The sequence below is a fragment of the Thiocapsa sp. C2-2m genome, assembly GCF_041903745.1.
GTDB lineage: Bacteria > Pseudomonadota > Gammaproteobacteria > Chromatiales > Chromatiaceae > Thiocapsa > Thiocapsa roseilacustris.
The window spans coordinates 15,247-28,124 of record NZ_JBBWVD010000049.1; the positions used below are offsets into that span (position 1 = coordinate 15,247).

General features: G+C 61.3%; 13 protein-coding genes. 10 read left to right on the forward strand and 3 right to left on the reverse strand.

All coding sequences use genetic code 11. The annotated features are described in order from the left end of the window. Positions 1-117: 117 nt before the first annotated feature. Both AADX97_RS25700 and AADX97_RS25705 read left to right on the forward strand, forming a co-directional pair. Positions 118-477: a hypothetical protein gene (locus AADX97_RS25700; RefSeq protein WP_374236926.1), complete on the forward strand. Its 360-nt coding sequence runs from the start codon at positions 118-120 to the stop codon at positions 475-477. Between the two features lie 18 nt (positions 478-495). Beyond that, positions 496-1,371: a lysostaphin resistance A-like protein gene (locus AADX97_RS25705; RefSeq protein WP_374236924.1), complete on the forward strand. Its 876-nt coding sequence runs from the start codon at positions 496-498 to the stop codon at positions 1,369-1,371. A gap of 53 nt (positions 1,372-1,424) precedes the next feature. Here AADX97_RS25705 and AADX97_RS25710 read toward each other — a convergent pair whose 3' ends face one another. After that, positions 1,425-2,177 carry a LytR/AlgR family response regulator transcription factor gene (locus AADX97_RS25710; protein WP_374236923.1) on the reverse strand — a complete coding sequence of 251 codons (753 nt, stop codon included), beginning with the start codon at positions 2,175-2,177 and terminating at the stop codon, positions 1,425-1,427. 297 nt (positions 2,178-2,474) lie between these two features. Here AADX97_RS25710 and argH point away from each other — a divergent pair, with 297 nt between their 5' ends. The 3 genes from argH to AADX97_RS25725 are packed head-to-tail and all read left to right on the forward strand — an operon-like array spanning position 2,475 to position 4,513. Beyond that, positions 2,475-3,896: an argininosuccinate lyase gene (gene argH, locus AADX97_RS25715; RefSeq protein ID WP_374236922.1), complete on the forward strand. Its 1,422-nt coding sequence runs from the start codon at positions 2,475-2,477 to the stop codon at positions 3,894-3,896. Next, complete coding sequence (locus tag AADX97_RS25720; protein ID WP_374236921.1) at positions 3,886-4,266, forward strand: nucleotide pyrophosphohydrolase; 381 nt, start codon at positions 3,886-3,888, stop codon at positions 4,264-4,266. The genes argH and AADX97_RS25720 overlap by 11 nt, the downstream gene beginning before the upstream one ends. Before the next feature lie 25 nt (positions 4,267-4,291). Further along, positions 4,292-4,513 (forward strand): hypothetical protein, encoded by a 222-nt coding sequence (locus AADX97_RS25725; protein WP_374236920.1) that lies wholly within the window; start codon positions 4,292-4,294, stop codon positions 4,511-4,513. Between the two features lie 209 nt (positions 4,514-4,722). On the opposite strand, the gene AADX97_RS25730 is transcribed toward AADX97_RS25725, so the two are convergent. Continuing rightward, a complete protein-coding gene (locus AADX97_RS25730) occupies positions 4,723-5,832 on the reverse strand; it encodes a tetratricopeptide repeat protein (protein WP_374236919.1) in 1,110 nt (369 codons plus the stop codon). A 25-nt stretch (positions 5,833-5,857) separates the two neighbouring features. Continuing rightward, positions 5,858-6,622, reverse strand: a complete 765-nt coding sequence (locus AADX97_RS25735; RefSeq protein ID WP_374236918.1) for a hypothetical protein — start codon at positions 6,620-6,622, stop codon at positions 5,858-5,860. A gap of 302 nt (positions 6,623-6,924) precedes the next feature. Between AADX97_RS25735 and AADX97_RS25740 the strand changes: the two genes are divergently transcribed. The 5 genes from AADX97_RS25740 to AADX97_RS25760 all read left to right on the forward strand — a co-directional run. Continuing rightward, entirely contained in the window at positions 6,925-7,140 is a 216-nt protein-coding gene (locus AADX97_RS25740; RefSeq protein ID WP_374236917.1) for a hypothetical protein, read from the forward strand. A 111-nt stretch (positions 7,141-7,251) separates the two neighbouring features. Beyond that, complete coding sequence (locus AADX97_RS25745; RefSeq protein ID WP_374236916.1) at positions 7,252-10,572, forward strand: helicase-related protein; 3,321 nt, start codon at positions 7,252-7,254, stop codon at positions 10,570-10,572. Continuing rightward, a complete protein-coding gene (locus tag AADX97_RS25750) occupies positions 10,569-10,940 on the forward strand; it encodes a four helix bundle protein (RefSeq protein WP_374236915.1) in 372 nt (123 codons plus the stop codon). The genes AADX97_RS25745 and AADX97_RS25750 overlap by 4 nt, the downstream gene beginning before the upstream one ends. Further along, positions 10,937-11,728, forward strand: coding sequence for a DUF4391 domain-containing protein (locus tag AADX97_RS25755; RefSeq protein ID WP_374236913.1), 792 nt, complete (start codon positions 10,937-10,939; stop codon positions 11,726-11,728). Before AADX97_RS25750 ends, AADX97_RS25755 begins: the two co-directional genes overlap by 4 nt. Positions 11,729-11,738: 10 nt before the next feature. Next, positions 11,739-12,878: site-specific DNA-methyltransferase (locus AADX97_RS25760; protein WP_374236911.1), on the forward strand; the 1,140-nt coding region annotated here is incomplete at its 3' end.

Genomic DNA, 12,878 nt, shown 5'->3' on the forward strand with positions numbered 1-12,878 from the left:
CAGGCATTGCACTTTGGCCTTTTGCGGCACAATGTGCGGGGGGCGGCTGAGGTTCTCGCCGATTCGTTTCTCGGGACATGCCTGTGCTATCCCCTTGGCGCATGCTGACGGAGGTCTGTGCGTGCGGTTGTTTCGGTTGATTCAAAGCCGATTGGCGGTGTCCTGCGCCCCGGCGGCATTTTGCTTTTTACCGTGCCGTTGAGCGGTCTGCCTCAGACCGTGGAACGTGCGCGTTTGGAGGCGTCCGGCGAGATCATGCATCTGCTTCCGGCGCAGTACCACGTGGACCCGGCAAAGCAGGACGCCGCAGTGCTGGCGTTCCGTGATTATGGCGATGACCGCTTGGGGCGCCTGCTGGGTGCCGGCTTTGCGTCGGCGCAATTCCTCACCCCGGAGCATGCCGTCCCTTGGGGCTTCACCCGCACGCTGGTGGTTGCCCGCAAGGCGGGGCCTGTCGTGATTGATTCGACCGCCTGAAATTACAGATCCCAATCGATGCGCATCACCGCACTCTTTTTCGCCTATCTCTTCGTCTGCCTCCTGCTGGGAGCGCTTCTGACCTATCCCGTGATGGCGACCGGCTGGCTCGACGAAGACCCGCAGCGGGTCATGGGTCGCTTGGCGCAGATCTTCATCCTGCTCGGGCTCTGGCCCTTTCTCAAGCGCCTGCAGCTCGCGAATCGAACCGCGTTGGGTTACGGCATTCCAAAACCGGTCTTCCGACGCGCGCTCGCGCTCGGCTGGGTCGAAGGGGTGGCGATCCTCGCGGTGCTTGCGGCGATGCTCGTCGCGCTGGATGTTCGCCTGCCCGACGCGGATCTGGAGCTCTGGCCCTATCTGGCGAAGAAGGCGCTTCAAGCCCTGATCGGCGGGCTTCTGATCGGCGTGCTCGAGGAGACCTTCTTCCGCGGTGCGCTCTATACGGCGATCCGGCGGCGCGACGGTGTGGCCTCGGCCGTGGTCTGGACGGCGTTTCTGTACATGCTGGTCCACTTCATGAAGCCGAGCGCCTTGCCGGAGGGTGTGCTTTTCGATTGGGCGGGCGCGTTGCAGATGTTCGGCGCGGTCTTCATCGACGTCTTCCAATGGAAACATCTGAGCTCGATGGCGGCGCTCTTTATGGTCGGTGTCTTTCTGGCCTTGGTGCGCGAGCACACCGGGCACATCGCGTGGGGCATCGGGCTTCACGCCGGCTGGGTCTTCGTGATTCAGGTGACGCGCCGGATGACCGACGGCAACCCCGAGGCCCCTGCCGCCTTCCTGGTCGGCAGCTACGACGGCATCATCGGCTGGCTGGCGGCGGTTTGGATCGGCCTGCTGGCGCTGCTCTTTTGGGGATGGACGCGACGCTCGCAGCACGACGGTGCTTGAGTCGAGTGACTCGGTAAGGTGGCTGCACGGGATCAGCCGGGCATCCGCCGGTCTCAGTCGTCTTGCTGGACCCACCGGCGAACCTCGGGCAGGTGCCTGCGGCTCACCTGGAGCTGCTCCGCACAATCGCTCAGCTGGATGTAGGCGCTACCGTCCGAGCGTTTCTCCAAGCCGGAGACCCGAGCGCGCGCGACCAGTGCATTACGGTGAATGCGCAGAAAAAACGCGGTGAACTCCTGCTCCAAGGCGCGCAGTGACTCATCGATCAAGAGCTCGCCATCGACGTGACGCACCGTGACGTATTTGTGCTCGGCACGCAGAAAGATGATGTCCTCGATCTGCACGGTGCGCAGCCCGCCTCGGTAATGGGCACTGATCTCGCGCCGAGGAGCACTCCGAGCTGGTTCGCAATCCGAACCTACGACCGCCGCGACACCTCGAGTCGTCGTCGGATCCTGCACGCGCAACAGGGCCTCGAAGAGGCGCTCGCGGCTTACCGGCTTCACCAAGTAACCCGCGAGTCGGTTTGCGAATGCAAGCAAGGTCTCGTGCTCGAAGGCCGTCACCAGGATGACCGCCGGGGCGGGGTCCAGCGCGGCCAGTGCTTGCGCCGCCTCCAGCCCGTTCATGCCGGGAATCTGCACATCCAGCAACACCAGATCGATCCGCTGCGATCTGCAGATCTCGATCGCCTGCAGTCCATCGGTCGCTTCGCCGGCCAAGGCGTACCGCCCGTCGGCGTCGGCCAGCAGCCTCCGAAGCCGTTCGCGTGCCAGTGCTTCATCGTCGACGACCAGGATGTTCATAACCTTTTCCATGGATCAGGTCTGGACCGGGTTGACAATGGTGCTTCTTCGGTCGATCAGAAAATTCCGCTGGATGCGCCCGTAAAGCCTGGCGAGGCGCATTGTCAGGCTGACTTTCCAGCGCCGCGGATGCTCGCGTTAAAGATAGCTTACGATCATTTTACTCAGGTTAAAGCCGACACCGACATCGTGTGTCCGGCGTCGGCTGTCCGCTCGGTCCCGGCGCCTTGCGCGCGATCCATCCGCCGCAACGCCAGCGTGTAGAATCTTTGGATTGCACCCATTCGGATCCCGCAGATGCACCAGCCAAGCTCTTCCGCCAAACCCTGGGCCGGGCGATTCAACGCGCCGACCGACGCCTTCGTCGAAGCCTTTACCGCCTCGGTCGACTTCGACCGACGGCTCTATCGCTACGACATCCAGGGCTCGATTGCCCACGCCAGCATGCTGGCCCGTCAAGGCATCCTCAGCGACACGGAGCGCGATGCCATCGTCTCCGGACTGGAGACGGTGCGGGAGCGGATCGATGCCGGCGCCTTCGAGTGGTCGATCCCGCTCGAAGATGTCCACATGAACATTGAATCCGCTCTGACCGAGTTGATCGGCGATGCCGGCAAGAAGCTGCACACCGGGCGCTCGCGCAACGATCAGGTCGCGACCGATGTGCGGCTCTGGCTGCGCGACGAGATCGATCTGATCCGCGAGGCCATCGCACGTCTTCAAAGCGCCTTGCTGGATCTCGCCGAGCGCGAGGCCGAGACCATCATGCCCGGCTTCACCCACCTGCAGGTCGCCCAACCCGTGACCTTCGGCCATCACATGCTGGCTTGGTTCGAGATGCTGGATCGCGACCGCGAGCGCCTGGCCGATTGTCGGCGGCGCATGAACGTGATGCCGCTCGGGGCCGCGGCGCTGGCCGGCACCACCTATCCGATCGATCGGGCCTATACCGCCGAGCTGCTCGGCTTCGATCGCCCGGCGGAGAATTCCCTCGATGCGGTGTCGGACCGGGATTTCGCGATCGAATTCACGGCGGGCGCGGCCATCCTCATGATGCACCTGTCGCGTTTCTCCGAGGAGCTGATCCTCTGGTCGTCGAGTCAATTCGGCTTCATCGAGCTGTCAGACAGCTTCTGCACCGGCTCCTCGATCATGCCGCAGAAGAAGAACCCCGACGTACCCGAGCTGGTCCGCGGCAAGAGCGGGCGTATCTTCGGACATCTGATGGGGCTCTTGACCCTGATGAAGGGCCAGCCCCTGGCCTACAACAAGGACAATCAAGAGGACAAGGAGCCCCTCTTCGACACGGTCGACAATCTCAAGGGCTCGCTCAAGGTCTATGCCGAGATGATGTTGATGTGCGAGGTCGCCTGCAACCGCGAGCGAATGCGCTCGGCCGCCGCGCAAGGCTTCAGCACCGCGACCGATCTCGCCGATTATCTGGTGCGCAAAGGCATCCCCTTCCGCGATGCGCACGAGATCGTCGGCAAGGCAGTCGGGCTGGGTGTGCGGGAAGGTCGGGATCTTGCCGAGCTGACGTTGGAGGAGCTGCGCGGTTTCTCGGACGCGATCGAGGCCGACGTCTTTGCGGTGCTGACGCTGGATGGCTCGGTCGCCGCACGCGATCACCTCGGCGGGACGGCCCCGGCGCAGGTGCGCGCCGCGATTGTCAGGGCACGTGCCCGCTTGGCCGACATGGGCACCGGCGATGCCGGATAGTCTGGATCAGCTCAACGCACGTCTGCTCGCCTTCGCCCGCGAACGCGATTGGGAGCAGTTCCACTCGCCCAAGAACCTCGCCATGGCCCTGGCCGGCGAGGCCGGCGAGCTGCTCGAACACTTCCAATGGCTGAGCGAGCAACAGAGCGCCGAGCTGAGTGCCGAGACGAAGCGGAAGGTCGCCCACGAGCTGGCCGACATCCTCAACTACCTGGTCCGCCTGGCCGAGCGGCTGGACATCGACCTGCTCGCCGCCGCGGACGAGAAGATCGCCATCAACGCCGCACGTTATCCGGCCGACAAGGTACGCGGGGATGCGCGGCGGGCGAGCGAGTATGGAGACGAGGGAAGCGTGGAGGGGGCTGCTTGATGACGCGTGCCGTAGGAGGTCGGGCATGAAAGATCTTGACGACATCATCAGCGCGTTGCCGGCTCAGCGCCGTGCAACGATCGAAGCGCGCGCTGCCGTGCTGATCCCCGAACAGAAAGCGCCCCTCTTGCACAGTGCATTGACGGGAGAGGCATCGCGGGATCTCCAAGAGACATCTGAGCTGACCGCGGAGCGCATTGCGGAATTGTCCGGGGTTGGAGATGAGGATATGTCCCGGCCCGAATGACGGGCCGACATCTCCTTTTCCAAGCTGCGCGAGGAGATCGCCGCGATGGGCTGATTCCTGGATCTTGTGGCCACCGATCAAAGGGGCTCGGCCGAAGCGGTAACGCATGGGGCCACGGCATGCCGCTTGAGCCCGCGGACCCATTGCGGACCCATTTAGGACGTCGCAGAGAGAATTTCCGGATTGGCGCGACACGGGGATCCGAGGACTTACTCTGTTCCGCCACCGGTCTTACGGGCATGCAACGCCAGGGCGGCGTCGTACTCTTTGTCCAGGTCCATCCCGGAGCCCATGTTGGGGTCGAACGTCTTCAGCCCGACATGCATCATGCAGACGATCTGAAGACCGGAAAACTCGCCAGGCGTCAGCTTGAGGGTGTAGCGCTGTTCGGGATCGTTGACATTTAGCCCGCTCTCACCAAGGGTTGCCATCTCCATCACGATGGGTCCCAGTTCCGCTTGACTCATGCCCTCGAATCGCTCAAGTGCACCGAGACAGTAGAACAGTGCGTCATGGCGGAGCTCGGTGATCGCCTCGTCGCGGAATTGGCGATTCGCAATCGAGCGCCGGGCGTCTTTGGCTTTTTCCGCGATCTCGCCATGGGGCGACAATTCCAGTACGCGAATGAGGAGCCGGTCTGCCTCCGCGCGATGACCCTCGGGGTCCTCGGCGAGCAGTGTTTGCCCCAGCGTCAGCAGGATGATGGGATCGTCGGGCGCCAGCGTCATGGCTTCCCTCAAGGTCTTAATGGCACGGGCGTGGTCGCCGGTCATCACCTGAAGCGTGCCCAGGGTGCGCAAGGCGTAGGGGTTTTGCGGGTCAAGCTCGACGGCTCGTTCGAGAACCGGACAGGCACGCGTCGGATCGTTTGCGCGAAGTAAGGCGACGCCAAGTGCAATCCAGGAGTTGGCGTGGTCGGGCGCCACCTCCGTCGCGCGACGAAGCATGTCTTGCGCATCTTCCAGGCGGCCCTGGTCACTGTAGACCATCCCCAGATTGTAAAGCGCCTCATGGTCTGCCGGGTTTGCCTGAAGCAGACTCTGCAACATCGGCAAAGCGGTGGCGTAATCACCGGCCTTCAGCAGATCGATGATGGCGCCAAAGGGCGCCTGATCCGCTTCGACGGGCATCCAGGTCACGATGATCTTGCCATCGACGAACTCGACCGTGGTCTCCCCGCCCTGGCCCTCGTACTGCTTTCTAAAATACTTGGTCACGTGCTTCCGAAAGCCATCCGTTCCGATGGTTCGACCGGCTTTCGGGATCAGCGACACGTCAAAGTCTTGCTCGCTGATGACGTAGTTGATGGGCTGTGACATGAGGATCCTTCGCGAAAGAAACGGATTAGGTCAAGGGAAGCCACTTCAGCCACGGCTCCAGGCCGAGCCTGGCGGCCCAGGCGGTGATGAGCGCCCGATCATCGACCGCCTCGCTGTCCGGCGGTGGAAGCTCCGAGAGCAGATCCAAGCCAATTTGTTCAAGTCCAGCCGCTCGATACGGAACCGCAAGATGGGGTTCGCCCAAGAGTTCGCTGACACCGATCGCAAAAGCCGCATTCATGGCGCGATTGGCACTGGTGATGCGCGTCGGAAACGGCGCCATCTGCTCCGGCGCCAAGACCTTGACGTTGGTCGCAAGTTGTTCCCTGAGCGACTGCGCTTGGGGTGAACGCAGTGACGGGTAATTCCGATAGAGGGTGTAGTCCACCAGGAGGCCCGTCGGACAGGAACGCAGCTGGAGAATCAGGCTGTCGAACAAGAAATCGCTCAAGCCCTTCAGCCGATCGCGTGGCAGGCGTGGATGCAACGTCGCCACCTCATCGACCAACTCATCACGGGAGGCTGGGTCACCGGCGAGTTGAAAGCGCTTCTCGATCGGGTGCCGAAACATCCTGATCGCGTGTCCGGCCTCGACCGCAATCGGATAGTCGGGTGACGGCGCCCCTGGCTGATAGGCGATCAGATGGATGGGGCTGTCGGCTGTCGCCATCCGAACCGTCGCGAGCACCTTCAGTGACGGATCCTCCACGAACGAGACCGGGTAGCCACTCAGGCTTTCAAGCGTGTCGAGGATCTCCCGCGTGGCGGGCAAGAGTGCGGATCGATTCATCTGATGCCAAACATCCTGGGTATCACGAACTGGATCACATTGCGCAGCGTCCTGCCCGCAGGGTAGGCAACTGGTCTAAGCGGCGATGACCAAGACTACCATAGGAAATACTCGGCGCAGCTTCAGCTTCGGTGAGTTCTCCCTCCCTGTGGTCCGCCGATGCCGCTGCGGGCAAGGTCCGGAAGCGTTTCGGGTCGAGTTTTGCCCGAGGCCATGATCACGGGCTGGTATGTGTGCGGAGATGCCTGTGGATGATATGCTCAGGCCACTTGACAGCAAACCCTCGAAGGATCCAGGTACCTGTGGCCGCACCGTCGGGACAGCGATGGATCAATACCGAGAAGGCTCGCTATGACCGGGTCGTCCTGGAACAGGACCTGTTCGGCGCATGGAACCTGATCGCCTGCAGGGGTGCGCTCGCGCCATGGCGGGGGCGGGTGACCGCGCTCATGTCGATGGATGCCGGCGTCGCGGCGCCGGATGGATCGCGTAGCGAAGGCCGCAGCACAGGCCCGTGACACCTCCGCACGACAGGCCGGCGTGATGAACGCACCCGCTGCAGAAGGCTTCATCGGCTCGCCAAATGATTGTGAGCCGTGCCCGATTGCCACTGTATTGAAGCGCCCAGGATGAAGCTCCTCGACAACACCAACAGTCTGCTCGGTGACGACCTCAAGCAGACCCTGCAGCCCGGCGCACGGCTGAAGATCGCCGCCTCCTGCTTCTCGCTCTACGCCTTCGAGGCGCTGAAGACCGAGCTGTCCAAGATCGACAGCCTGCAGTTCATCTTCACCGCGCCCACCTTCGTCGCCGCTGACGTCACCGACCGCCTGCGCAAGGAACGGCGCGAGTTCTTCATCCCCAAGCTCAGACGCGAAACCAGCCTCTACGGCACCGCGTTCGAGATCCACCTGCGCAATCAGCTCACCCAGCGCGCCATCGCCCGCGAGTGCGCGCAGTGGATTCGCCAGAAGGCCCGCTTCAAATCCAACTGCACCAAGGCGCCGATGCAGGCCTTTGCCCATGTCGGCACTGACGGCGGCGACGCGGCCTACATGCCGCTGAGCGGTTTCACCGTGACCGATCTCGGCTATCAAAAGGGCGATGCCGTCTCCAACTTCGTCAACCGCTTTGACGAAGCCGCGCACACCAACAGCTACCTGCAGCTGTTCGATCAGATCTGGCGCGACCCCGAGCAACTGGCCGAGGTCACCGACGCCATCTGCAACCACATCGAATCGGTCTATCAGGAGAATGCGCCCGAGCGCATCTACTTCCTGATGCTCTATAACCTCTTCCGCGAGTTCCTCGACGACATCACCGAGGACGTGCTGCCCAATGATCTTACCGGCTATCAAGACAGCCTGGTCTGGCAGAAGCTGTTCAACTTCCAGCGCGATGCCGCCACCGGCCTGATCAACAAGCTTGAGACCTACAACGGCTGCATCCTCGCCGACAGCGTCGGCCTGGGGAAGACCTTCACCGCGCTCGCGGTGATCAAATACTACGAGCTGCGCAACAAGTCCGTCCTGGTCCTCTGCCCGAAGAAGCTCGCCGACAACTGGCGCAACTTCAACGCCAACCTCAAGACCAACCTGTTCGCCAAGGACCGCTTCAACTACGACGTCCTCTGCCATACCGATCTCTCGCGCAGCCGTGGCGAGTCCTTCGGCATCCCGCTCGACCGCGTCAACTGGGGCAACTACGATCTCGTCGTCATCGACGAATCGCACAACTTCCGCAACAACGAGGTCTACAAGGATCGCGAGACCCGCTATCAGAAGCTGATGAACAAGGTCATCCGCGACGGCGTCAAGACCAAGGTGCTGATGCTCTCCGCGACCCCGGTCAACAACCGCTTCACCGACCTGCGCAATCAGCTCGCGCTCGCCTATGAGGGCCAATCCGAGGCCCTGTCCGCGAAGCTGCGCAGCAACAACAGCGTCGAGGAGATCTTTCGCCAAGCCCAGAAGGCCTTCAACAGCTGGTCGCAACTCCCGCCAGACCAGCGCACCACTGCGAGCATCCTCAAGACCCTGGACTTCGACTTCTTCGAGCTGCTCGACGCGGTCACCATCGCCCGCTCGCGCCGCCACATCGAGACCTTCTACGACACCCGCGACATCGGCCCCTTTCCCGAGCGCCTCAAACCCCGCTCGCATCACTGCCCGATCACCGCGCGCCCCGATGTGATGGACCTGAACGCGATCTTCGAGCGCCTGACCGCGCTCAAGCTCGCCGTCTACGCCCCGGTCAGCTACATCCTGCCGTCCCGGCTCGCCCACTACGAGGCGCTCTACGACACCCAGACCTCGGGCGGACGTGGCCGACTGCGCCAAGTCGACCGCGAGCGCAGCCTGCAGGCGCTGATGACCGTCAACTTGCTCAAGCGTCTGGAAAGCTCGGTCGAGGCCTTCCGCCTCACCCTGCGCGCCCTAAGCGGCAAGATCCGCCACACACTCGACGTCATCGAGCGCTACGAGACCGGCAGCGGCAACCCACGAGGGACCGACGCTGGGGCAAGCATCGAGGCTGGATTCGAGACCCACCTCGCCGGCCTCGACCCGGACGATGACGACCTCGGCGGCCTTGGTGACTTCACCGTCGGCAAGAAGATCCAGATCCGCCTCGCCGACATGGACCGGCTCTCCTGGCAACGCGAGCTGCGCGCCGATCTCGCACTCATCGATGAACTGCTCGCCTCCATGGACCAGGTCGGCCCCGAGGACGACAGCAAGCTGCAGCATCTCAAACAGACCCTGCTCGCCAAGCTCGACCAACCGATCAACCCCGGCAACCGCAAGGTGCTGCTGTTCACCGCCTTTGCCGACACCGCCAACTATCTCTTCGCCCAGCTCGCGCCCTGGCTGCACCGCGAGCGCGGCCTGCACAGTGGTCGTGTCACCGGCTCCGACGCGCCCAAGACCACGCTCAAGGGCCGCTACGACTACCAATCCGTGCTGACCCTGTTCTCGCCCCGCTCGAAAGAAAAGGCGTTGATCCTGCCCGACGAGCCCCACGAACTGGACCTGCTGATCGGCACCGATTGCATCTCCGAAGGCCAGAACCTGCAAGACTGCGACACCCTGATCAACTACGACATCCACTGGAACCCGGTGCGCATCATCCAGCGCTTCGGGCGCATCGACCGCATCGGCTCGCCCAACGCCCGCATCCAGCTCATCAACTACTGGCCCGACATCAGCCTCGATGAGTACATCAACCTCAAGGAGCGGGTCGAGAACCGCATGGTCATCGCCGACGTCACCGCCACCGGCGACGACAACGTGCTGACCGCCAAGAGCAACGACATCGCCTACCGCAAAAACCAGCTCAAGCGCCTACAGGACGAGATCATCGAACTGGAAGACGCCAAGGCCGGCGTCTCGATCACTGATCTCGGCCTGAACGACTTCCGCATGGACCTGCTGCAGTACGTCCAGGCGCATGGCGAGCTGGATCAACTGCCCTTCGGCCTGCATGCCATCGTGCCCGCCCAGACCCCGCTCGGCTTGCACCCCGGGGCCATCTTCGCGCTCAAGAACATCCACGACAGCGTCAACGTCCAGCAGCAAAACCGCCTGCACCCCTACTATCTGGTCTATATCGGCGACGACGGCGAGATCATCGCCGACCACACCGAGGTCAAGCGCCTGCTCGACCTGATCCGCGCCAGTTGCAAGGGCCAGCCCGAGCCAGTCGGGGCGCTGTGCCGGCTGTTCAACGAACGCACCCAGGACGGCCGTCGCATGGAGCGCTACTCCGAGCTGCTCAGCCAGGCCATCCGCTCGATGATCGAGGTCAAGGAGGAGCAGGACATCGACAGCCTCTTCGGCGGCGGACGCACCACGGCTTTGACGACCACCATTCAGGGGCTGGATGACTTTGAGTTGATTGCGTTTTTGGTCATTATGAAGGATGAGGGCGGAAGGATGAGGGATGAGGGATGAGGGATGAGGGTGGTGCTTTGGACTTGAGGGTTCGGACTAAGGCGTTTGCTTTGCGGGTCATTCGGGTGTTTGGTGCTTTGCCGAACACGATTGAGGCGCAGGTGATTGGGAAACAGGTCTTACGGTCTGGTACTTCGGTGGGTGCGCACTATCGGGAGGCGTGTCGTGCTCGTTCTGATGCGGAATTCATTAGTAAGATTGAAGGTGGATTGCAGGAACTGGAGGAGACTTGCTACTGGCTCGAATTGCTAGTGGAAAGCGGCATCGTCCCGGAAAGAAAACTCAGCGACCTAATGGCCGAAGCAAACGAGCTAACAGCAATCCTAGTCACCTGCGTCAAGAAAACCAAACAAAGAAAGGCCAGATGAATTCATCCTTCATCCTTCCTAATTCATCCTTCCTCTACGCCTGGCCGCCAGCCGCCGCCTTTGGCCGCGTCATCCCCAAGGCCAAGCTCTACGAGCATGCCAGCGCCAACCGGGCGCTGAAGGAGGGCTTCGTGCGGGAGGTCGAGCAAATCCTCTGGTCGCACAAGCTGGCCCCCGAGACCATCAACCTGGCGGCCACCGAGGCGGTGACAGAGATCCAGGTGTTTCGTATCGTGCAGAAGACGGCGGTGCTGGACCGAGAGCTGCTGCGCGCGATCGACAAGGCGATTCCCTTTCCGCTGATCTTCGAGCTGAGCCATGCGGCCCGCATCCAGCTCGCCGCCGCCTGGAAACGCCCGAGCGAAGCCGACCGCGCCCGCTGGGTGATCGGCGATTACTTTGAAGCCGACTGGCTGCCCGAGGACGCGCCCCGCCAGCCGTTACCGGTGGCAACGACGCTTGGCGCACTCTATGAGGCGCTGCTGAGTCCGCTGGTCGAGCGGCAGACAGCGGGGGTGGTGCCCGGTGCGGCGTCTGCTGTGGCCGAGGCGCCGCAAAGCTATGCTCATCCGCAGGCGCACGATGAGCCGGTGTCGCTGGAGGCACGCATCGCGCGCGCCGAGGCGATCAAGACAAAGATGCGTGACGTCGAGCGGATCAAGGCGCGGCTAGCGCGCGAGAGACAATTCAACCGGCGCGTGGCAATCAACGCCGAGCTGCGCGCCGCCAAACAAGCACTCGCGCAGTTGACAGCGGGCGAGCCCGTTGCCGCTGCGACGAACGATTGAGAGCACACACATGGACAAACTGAAGATGCACAGCCCCGACCTGAGCCAAGACAACATCGCGAAGCTTCGCGAGCTGTTCCCCGGCTGTGTGACTGAGGCGCGCGATGAGGCGACGGGGCAGATACGTCTAGCTGTAGATTTTGATCAGCTCAAGCAGGAGCTAAGCGACCATATCGTTGACGGAGCGCAGGAACGATATCGGTTGGATTGGCCTGGGAAGAGAAATGCTCTACTGTTATCTAATACTGTCATTAAAAAGGCATTGAGGCCTTTTAGACAAGAGAGCGTAAACTTTGACAATACTCAGAACCTATTTATTGAGGGTGACAACCTCGAAGTTCTCAAGCTGCTCCAGGATAATTATCTCGGAAAAATTAGAGTTATTTACATTGACCCCCCATACAATACAGGAAGCGATCTTATCTACAAAGATAATTTTTCAATAGACTGTGGTACGTTCCTTCATCAATCTCAGCAAAAAGATGAAATGAATAATCTGCTACTTGCAAACCCTAAGACGAATGGCCGATTCCACTCAGATTGGCTAAGTATGATCTATCCTAGATTGAGAGTGGCAAGAAATCTATTATCTGACGATGGCGTTATATTTATCAGTATTGATAACAACGAAATATCTGAACTAAAAGCCATATGCGATGAGATTTTTGGCGCCCAAAATTTGGTCGGCATATTCAAGTGGAACAAAACTAGTAAAGCGCCAACCTTGAGCCGCAAAATTCGTGAAAAATTTGAGTACGTTCTTTGCTATGAGAAAGGGTTTTTAACAGAACTGAAAGGACCTGACTCATACAACGAGGCGGCGCCGTTGTTTAATAGTGGAAACCCAGTTAAGAAAATTCAGTTTCCGGAGGGGTCGGTTGAATTTCTTTTTAGTGATGGGGTCTATACTAAGGGCTCATATGGAAAAGCTGGAAAGGTAGTTACGCTGCATGAGGATTTAGAGGTGCGTAATCAAAAAAATACTCAAGCCTTTACAATGTCCGCAAGATTCAAATGGAGCCAGGAAACGGCCTTGTTCATTATCCCGGCCACCGCCTTCAGGCCGCGACCGGCATCAGATAGGGTAGCTTGGGCGGGCGTGGCCGGTGGCGTCGCGGTCGCGGCGGCAGAGGCACGCGAAGGAGGAGCT